This window comes from Dietzia sp. SYD-A1 (assembly GCF_015356725.1).
GTDB lineage: Bacteria > Actinomycetota > Actinomycetes > Mycobacteriales > Mycobacteriaceae > Dietzia.
Genome location: NZ_JADDKI010000233.1, coordinates 1 through 6742, shown reverse-complemented (window position 1 = coordinate 6742; position 6742 = coordinate 1). Strand labels below are relative to the sequence as shown.

Below are 6742 nucleotides of genomic sequence, written 5' to 3'. Positions count from 1 at the left end.
GTACGCCCCCAGCCCGTCGGGCGACCTGCACCTGGGCAACCTGCGCACCGCCGTGGTGGCGTGGGTGCTTGCCCGCGGGTCGGGCCGCGGCTTCCGGATGCGCGTCGACGACCTCGACACCGCCCGCGCGCGACCCGGCGTGGCCGAGCGCCAACTGGAGGACCTCGCGGCGATCGGGATCGACTGGGACGGCGAGGTCATGTGGGAATCCGCGCGCTCGGACGCCTACGCCGCCGCCACCCGCCGCCTCACCGACCGCGACCTGGTCTACGAGTGCTACTGCTCACGCCGCGAGATCGCCGAGGCGCCGCGCGCCCCGCACTCCCCACCCGGCGCCTACCCCGGAACCTGTCGCGATCTCACAGACGCCGAGCGAGCGACCCGCCGCGAGGCACTCGGTCCGGGTCGGGTGCCGGCCCTGAGGCTGCGCGCCGGCATCACCGAACTCACCGTCGACGACCTGATCCACGGGCCCTATACAGGCGTTGTGGACGACGTGGTGCTCCGCCGCGGGGACGGGGTGTGGGCGTACAACCTCGCCGTCGTCGTCGACGACTCGGACCAGGGCGTGGACCAGGTCGTGCGCGGTGAGGACCTCCTGCCCTCCACCCCGCGCCAGGCCCATCTGGCCGAGCTCCTCGGCCTGCCCCGGCCGGAGTACGTCCACGTGCCGCTCGCGGTCAACGCAGCCGGCGAGCGTCTGGCCAAGCGGGACGGTGCGGTGACCCTGGCCGACCTGGCCACGGAGGGGACGACGACGAGGACGGCCGTCGCCCGGATCGTGGCCTCGCTGGGTGGACCACCCGGTGCGGATTCGATCGACGCGCTGTTCGGGGTGATCAGCCCGGAGTCGTTGCGGACCGGCCCCTGGGTCGTCACCTGATCGTCTCCTGTCGCGCCTCGCCCACGGACCCCGGATCCCGCGCCTTTCCGGCGCGCGGCGGCCGGTGAATTCGCGGGACGGGCTCGCCGGAGCGGATAATCGACGCCCGTGACCACTCCATCGCAACAGAATCCTGACCTCCACGGGCCTGGGCGGCCGGACGGGACCAGTCCCGAGCCGGCGCGCAGCACACCGGGCTCCACCGCTCGGACCGCTTCCGACCCATCCCCCACCCGGCCAGCGCCCACCGACCGGGACGACAGCACCGGGACGGACCGCGCGGTCTTCGCCACCATCGCCAGCCCGTACTACGGCTATCTGATCGCCCTGTTCGTGGGCGTCATGCTCATCAGCAACGTCACCGGCACGAAGGGCGTCCTGCTCTTTCCCGGCCTGAGCTTCGAGCTCGGCTTCCTCAGCCTCGACGGGCTCGTCACCGACGGCGCCTTCCTGCTCTTCCCGCTGGCATACGTGCTCGGCGACGTGATCAGCGAGGTGTACGGCTTCAGGGCGATGCGCCGCGTCGTTCTGTCCGGCTTCGCCGTGCTGGCGCTGGCCGCGCTGAGTTTCACGTTCACCGTCCACCTCCCGCCGGCACCGTTCTACGAGAACCAGGAGGCGTTCGAGGCCGTTGCCGGAGTGATCCCGCAATTCTTCCTCGCAGGCCTCGCCGGGTACGTGGTGGGCGAGCTGCTCAACTCCTACGTGCTGGTGTGGATGAAGCGCCGCACCGGCGAGAGGACCCTCTGGGCCAGGCTGCTCGGCTCAACCGTGGTGGGCCAACTCGCGGATACCCTCGTCTTCTGCACGATCGCCGCCCCCGCCCTGGGCATGGTGCTCGGGTCGGGCGACTACTGGAACTACGTCGTGATCGGGTTCGTCTGGAAGACGCTCGTCGAGGCGGTCCTGCTGCCGGTGACGTACGTGGTGATCGCGTGGATCAAGAAGCGTGAGCCCACCTACCAGACCGCGCTGGCCGACTCGTCTGCGGCGGGATCGTCGCCGGCGGGATCGTCGCCGGTGGGATCCGTCCCGGCAGACTCGAGGACATGACCTCCTACGGCAGGCGCGGCGGGCACGCTGACGGCGAGCACGCGGGCAGTGGGCGCGCTGACGGTGGGCACGGCGGATCGATACCGGTCCTCGGGGCCACCGTCGACGATCAGACCCGCTGCGTCCACTACCGCGGTCCCCTGGACGTGGTGGCGATCCGCTTCCACTGCTGCCGGGAGTTCTACCCGTGCTTCCGTTGCCACGCCGAGGCCGCTGATCACGCGGTCTCGGCGTGGCCGCGGGCCGAGTTCGACACTCCCGCGATCCTGTGCGGTGTCTGCCGGAGCACACTGTCGATCAGCCGATACCTCGAGGTCGACGGGTGCCCGGCCTGTGGGGCGGCGTTCAACCCGGGCTGTTCGCTGCACCATTCGATCTACTTCGACGGCTGACCCGCTGTCCCGCTGCCCTGTGGCGAACCGGCCCACGGCCTCACCCGAGGTATGCGTCCTCGCCCGAGGTGCGCGTCCTCGCCCGAGGTGCGCGTCCTGAATGGTGCAGAGACGCAGCGCAAGTCCACCACGACCTGACGAAGAGGCCGCGCAAGCCGAACAGGGCGCGCACGCCAGCGTCTCTGGGGCCGCGCAAGCCGAAGAGGGCGCGCAAGTCGGCGCGACAGCGGGCGGTGCCTGCGGGCGGTGCTACGCCGAGTAGTACCGGCCCAGGAACTCGGACTTGTACGCCAGGTACTCGTCGGGCCCGGCGTCCATCGCGGCCCGCACCTCGTCGACCAGCCGCACCACGAACGCCAGGTTGTGCAGGGTGAGCAGGGTCGACCCGAGGAACTCCTTGGCCTTGAACAGGTGGTGCAGGTACGCGCGGCTGTAGTCGCGCGAGACCTCGGACGGCCCCTCGGGGTCGAGCGGGGTGTGGTCGTGCCGGAACTGGGCGCGGGTGATGTTGACCCGGCCGTTCAGCGTGTAGATCCCGCCGTGACGGGCGAGCCGGGTGGGCGCGACGCAGTCGAAGGTGTCGGCCCCGTTCTCCACGGCCGTGAAGATGTCGTCGGGCTCGCTGATCCCCAGCAGGTGGCGCGGCCGGTCCTCGGGCAGCTCCTCGGTGCACCAGCCCACGATGGTGCCCAGGTTCTCCTTCTCCAGCGCGCCACCGATCCCGTAGCCTCCGAACCCGCGCCGTCCCCGGTCCTCGGCGCGGTCGCTCATCTCCACGAGCCCGCGCACGGCCTGTCGCCGCAGGTCCTCGAACTGCGCGCCCTGGACCACGCCCCACAGCGACTGGCCGGGCCGGTGGGTCCGTTCCACCGACAGGCGCTCGTGTTCGTCGAGACACCGCTGCGCCCAGCGCCGCGTGCGCTCGACCGACCTCTCCTGGTACTCGCGGGTGTTCATGAGCGTGGTGAGCTCGTCGAAGGCGAACAGGATGTCGGCCCCCAGACCGTGCTGGATCCGCATCGAGACCTCCGGGGAGAAGCGGTGCGCGGAGCCGTCGAGGTGCGAGGTGAAGGTGACGCCGTCCTCGTCGACCTTCGCGAGCCTTCCCTGGCCCTTGTTGGTGGCGGAGTCGTCCGGGGCCTTCGCCGCGCCGGCCGACATCTCGATCACCTTCTTGAACCCCACACCCAGGCTCATCACCTGGAACCCCCCGGAGTCGGTGTAGGTCGGCCCGGGCCAGCGCATGAACTCCCCCAGCCCGCCGGCCGCGTCCACCACGTCGTGGCCGGGCTGCAGGTACAGGTGATAGGCGTTGGCCAGGACGGCCTGCGCGCCGGTCGAGCGGACCTGCTCAGGGGTCAGGGTCTTGACCGTCGCCTTGGTGCCGACGGGGATGAACGCCGGGGTGGCGATGTCGCCGTGCGGGGTGCGGATGACGCCGGTGCGGCCCCCCGCGGTGCCGTCGAGGGCCATCCGCGAACCCACGTCGAAGGTGGTCGCGCGCGGGGTGGGGGGCGTGTGAACCGACATGGGTCCCATCGTGGCACGACGGTCCGGGGGGCCGTCCGTGGCCCTACGATGGGGGGATCGACGACCGCAGCTATCGACGACGACGACGAGGTGAGCGATGCCCGGCACGAGCGGCCGACGGCTCTCCCGGCGCGAGCGCCACGATCAACTGGTGGTCCTAGGGGTGCGGCTTCTGGAGACGGTCCCGTTCCACTCGCTCTCGATGGACGATGTCGCCGAGCGGGCCGGTGTTTCGCGCAGTCTGCTGTTCCACTACTTCCCGACCAAGCTCGTCTACCTCACGGCGGTGGTCAACGCGGCGGCCGATCACGTCCTGTCCCTGACCGAGGTCCCGGAGGGCACCAGCGCGGAAGACCGGACCCGGGCGATCATCACCGCACTGGTGCGCTACATCCAGCGGCGCCGCGACAACTACGTGGCCGTCCTGCGGTCGGGCCGGTCCGTCGACCCGGTCCTCGAGCAGGTCGTCGACGGCATGCACCGCACCGTCAGCCTGCGCATCCTCCGCAGCATCGGGGTGGACCGACCCGGTCCCATGTCTCTGGTGCTCACCCGCGCCTGGTTGGCCGGAGTCGAGGAGCTGGCGCTGCTGGGCGAGGAGTCCGGGCTACCCCAGGCCACCGTCATCGACTCGGCGCTGACCACCCTCCGGGCGGTGGCCACCCTGCCGGATTTCGTCGCCGACGTCGCCCCGGCCGACGACGGGGAATGAGAGGAGTCCCGGAACTCCAGTGAGTTCCGGGACTCTCCCGTGGCGGTGGCGGTGGGATTTGAACCCACGGTTGGGGGTTACCCAACACAGCATTTCGAGTGCTGCACCTTCGGCCGCTCGGACACGCCACCGCCGATCAGGCTACTTCACGAGTGGCCGCAGGCGGAAATCGCCTGCTCGACGGGCGGATCAGGCCGTGCCGATGTAAGGCCGTGCCGGTCTCAGGCCTTGTCGTTGCCGGTGAGCTTGCCCGCTGCCTCGTTGGCCTTGTCCTTGAGCTTCTCGGCACCCTGCTTGATGCCGGCCTTGCCCTGGTCCGCCTGGCCCTCGGCCTGGAGGTCGCGGTCGCCGGTCGCGGCGCCGGCCGACTCCTTGGCGCGGCCGCCGAGCTCCTCGGCCTTGTTCGAGAACTTGTCTCCCACACCCATGTGGTGCTCCTCTCGATCGCGGCGCCGGTGCCCGGCGCCTCTCCTCACCCACCGTACGGAGATGCGCGATGGGCATCCACCGCACGACGGTCACGATCCCATCACCGCCGAGCGCGGAAGAAGTCCTCCAGCAGCGCGGCGCACTCGGTCTCGAGCACCCCGCCCCGGACCTCGGGGCGGTGGACGAGCCGGCGGTCACGGACCACGTCCCAGAGCGATCCACAGGCCCCGGTGCGGGGCTCCCAGGCGCCGAAGACTATGCGACCCACTCGGGCCGCGACCGCGGCGCCGGCGCACATCGTGCACGGTTCCAGCGTCACGACGAGGGTGCAGTCCTCCAGCCGCCACCCGTCACCGAGCTCCCGAGCCGCAGCACGCAGAGCCAGCACCTCGGCATGGGCGAGGGGATCGCCGTCGGCCTCGCGCCGGTTGGCGGCCGCCGCCAGTTCCCGGCCGTCCGGGCCCACGATGACCGCCCCGACCGGCACATCTCCGTCCGGGGTCCGACCCGCGACCGCCAGGGCCCGTCGAATCAGCACCTCGTCCGCGGACCGGGGCGAGGTCAGAGACATGGGCGCCGCCGGAGGAGTGCGCGGGACGCGGGAGGTACGCGCCTCACGAGTCGGGTTGGTGCCGCTCGAGCTCCTCGCCGAAGCCCATCCGCTCGGCCAGCGACTGAAGCTGCTCGTCGGCGTAGAGGTCGGTCTCGGAGACGATGATCTCCAACACCCCGGGCGGCAACCCGACGTCCTCGAGGATCGCCATGTCCCCCTCCCCCCAGGGGTCGGCGTCCTCGAGGTCCTCGTCCGGCAGGTCCACGTTGAGCTCGTCGAGCACGTCGGCCGCGAGGTCATAGTCCAGGGAGGCGGTCGCATCCGAGAGCATGAGACGCATCCCGGACGGGCCGGGGCGCAGGATCACGAAGAACTCGTGATCGACGTCCACCAGGCCGAACGAGGCGCCCTCGGTGCGCAGCGAACGGACCTGGCGCGCGGCGTCGTCGAGACTGGTCAGTGCGGAATCGTCGAGCCGGGTGATCTCCCATGACCCGCCCGCCTGCAACACCCCGAAGGCGGACCCTGTGACGGCGTCGTCGTCGCTCTCACCGTCGCGGTTGGTTCGATCGGAGGTGCTGGCCATGGGCCCAACCGTAGTCGCCTGTGAGAACCTTGTCAGGTGACGGCGGTGACGGACGTGTGCGTGCTCGGGACGGGCCTCATCGGCGGTTCACTACTGCGGACCCTGGGGCCGGAACGTGCGTTCGGCTGGAACCGTTCGGCCCCCGGCGCGCGGGGGGCGACGACAGCAGGCTTCGACGTCTCCACGGACCTCGCCGACACACTCCGCCGGGCCACGCGGGCGGACGCCCTCGTCGTCGTCGCGGTCCCCCTCCCCGCCCTCGGCGCGGTTCTCGACGCGGTGGCCGAGCACGCCCCCGGGATCGCTCTGACCGACGTGATCAGCGTCAAACGACCGGTTCTGGACGCGGTGCGCGAGCGAGGGTTGGGCGCGCGATTCGTGGGTGGGCACCCCATGGCCGGCACCGCGCACTCCGGCTGGGAGGCCACCGACCCGGATCTGTTCCGTGGTGCGACCTGGCTCGTGGCCGCGGACGACGACGCCGACCCCCACACGTGGTCCCGCGTCGCCCGGATGGCCTCGGACTGCGGCTCCCGGGTCGTCTCGTCCACCTCGTCCGACCACGACGCGGCCGTGGCGAGGGTCTCCCATCTGGGACACGTGG

9 protein-coding genes and 1 tRNA gene are annotated in these 6742 nt (G+C 71.1%); 5 read left to right on the top strand and 5 right to left on the bottom strand.

All coding sequences use genetic code 11. The features are described from left to right. The 3 genes from gluQRS to IY392_RS10405 all read left to right on the top strand — a co-directional run. The coding region (gene gluQRS / locus IY392_RS10415; RefSeq protein WP_194861158.1) for a tRNA glutamyl-Q(34) synthetase GluQRS at positions 1-883 on the top strand (883 nt) is incomplete at its 5' end. Positions 884-1177: 294 nt separating this feature from the next. Next, positions 1178-1936 (top strand): queuosine precursor transporter, encoded by a 759-nt coding sequence (locus IY392_RS10410; RefSeq protein ID WP_194861159.1) that lies wholly within the window; start codon positions 1178-1180, stop codon positions 1934-1936. After that, positions 1933-2328 carry a CHY zinc finger protein gene (locus IY392_RS10405; RefSeq protein WP_194861157.1) on the top strand — a complete coding sequence of 132 codons (396 nt, stop codon included), beginning with the start codon at positions 1933-1935 and terminating at the stop codon, positions 2326-2328. Before IY392_RS10410 ends, IY392_RS10405 begins: the two co-directional genes overlap by 4 nt. 249 nt (positions 2329-2577) lie before the next feature. Here the strand turns inward: IY392_RS10405 and tgt are convergent, their stop codons facing one another. Continuing rightward, on the bottom strand, positions 2578-3858 hold the full coding sequence (tgt, locus tag IY392_RS10400) for a tRNA guanosine(34) transglycosylase Tgt (RefSeq protein ID WP_194861156.1): 1281 nt from the start codon (positions 3856-3858) through the stop codon (positions 2578-2580). Positions 3859-3955: 97 nt separating this feature from the next. Here tgt and IY392_RS10395 point away from each other — a divergent pair, with 97 nt between their 5' ends. Next, complete coding sequence (locus tag IY392_RS10395) at positions 3956-4570, top strand: TetR/AcrR family transcriptional regulator (protein WP_194861155.1); 615 nt, start codon at positions 3956-3958, stop codon at positions 4568-4570. Positions 4571-4610: 40 nt separating this feature from the next. Here IY392_RS10395 and IY392_RS10390 read toward each other — a convergent pair. The 4 genes from IY392_RS10390 to IY392_RS10375 all read right to left on the bottom strand — a co-directional run bounded on the left by IY392_RS10390 (position 4611) and on the right by IY392_RS10375 (position 6138). After that, positions 4611-4701, bottom strand: a tRNA-Ser gene (locus IY392_RS10390). Between the two features lie 90 nt (positions 4702-4791). Further along, positions 4792-4998 carry a CsbD family protein gene (locus IY392_RS10385; RefSeq protein WP_107755504.1) on the bottom strand — a complete coding sequence of 69 codons (207 nt, stop codon included), beginning with the start codon at positions 4996-4998 and terminating at the stop codon, positions 4792-4794. Between the two features lie 101 nt (positions 4999-5099). After that, entirely contained in the window at positions 5100-5570 is a 471-nt protein-coding gene (locus tag IY392_RS10380) for a nucleoside deaminase (protein ID WP_194861154.1), read from the bottom strand. 43 nt (positions 5571-5613) lie between these two features. Continuing rightward, a complete protein-coding gene (locus IY392_RS10375) occupies positions 5614-6138 on the bottom strand; it encodes a tRNA adenosine deaminase-associated protein (RefSeq protein ID WP_194861153.1) in 525 nt (174 codons plus the stop codon). 45 nt (positions 6139-6183) lie between these two features. Between IY392_RS10375 and IY392_RS10370 the strand changes: the two genes are divergently transcribed. Next, on the top strand, positions 6184-6742 hold a 559-nt coding region (locus IY392_RS10370; protein ID WP_194861152.1), incomplete at its 3' end, for a prephenate dehydrogenase/arogenate dehydrogenase family protein.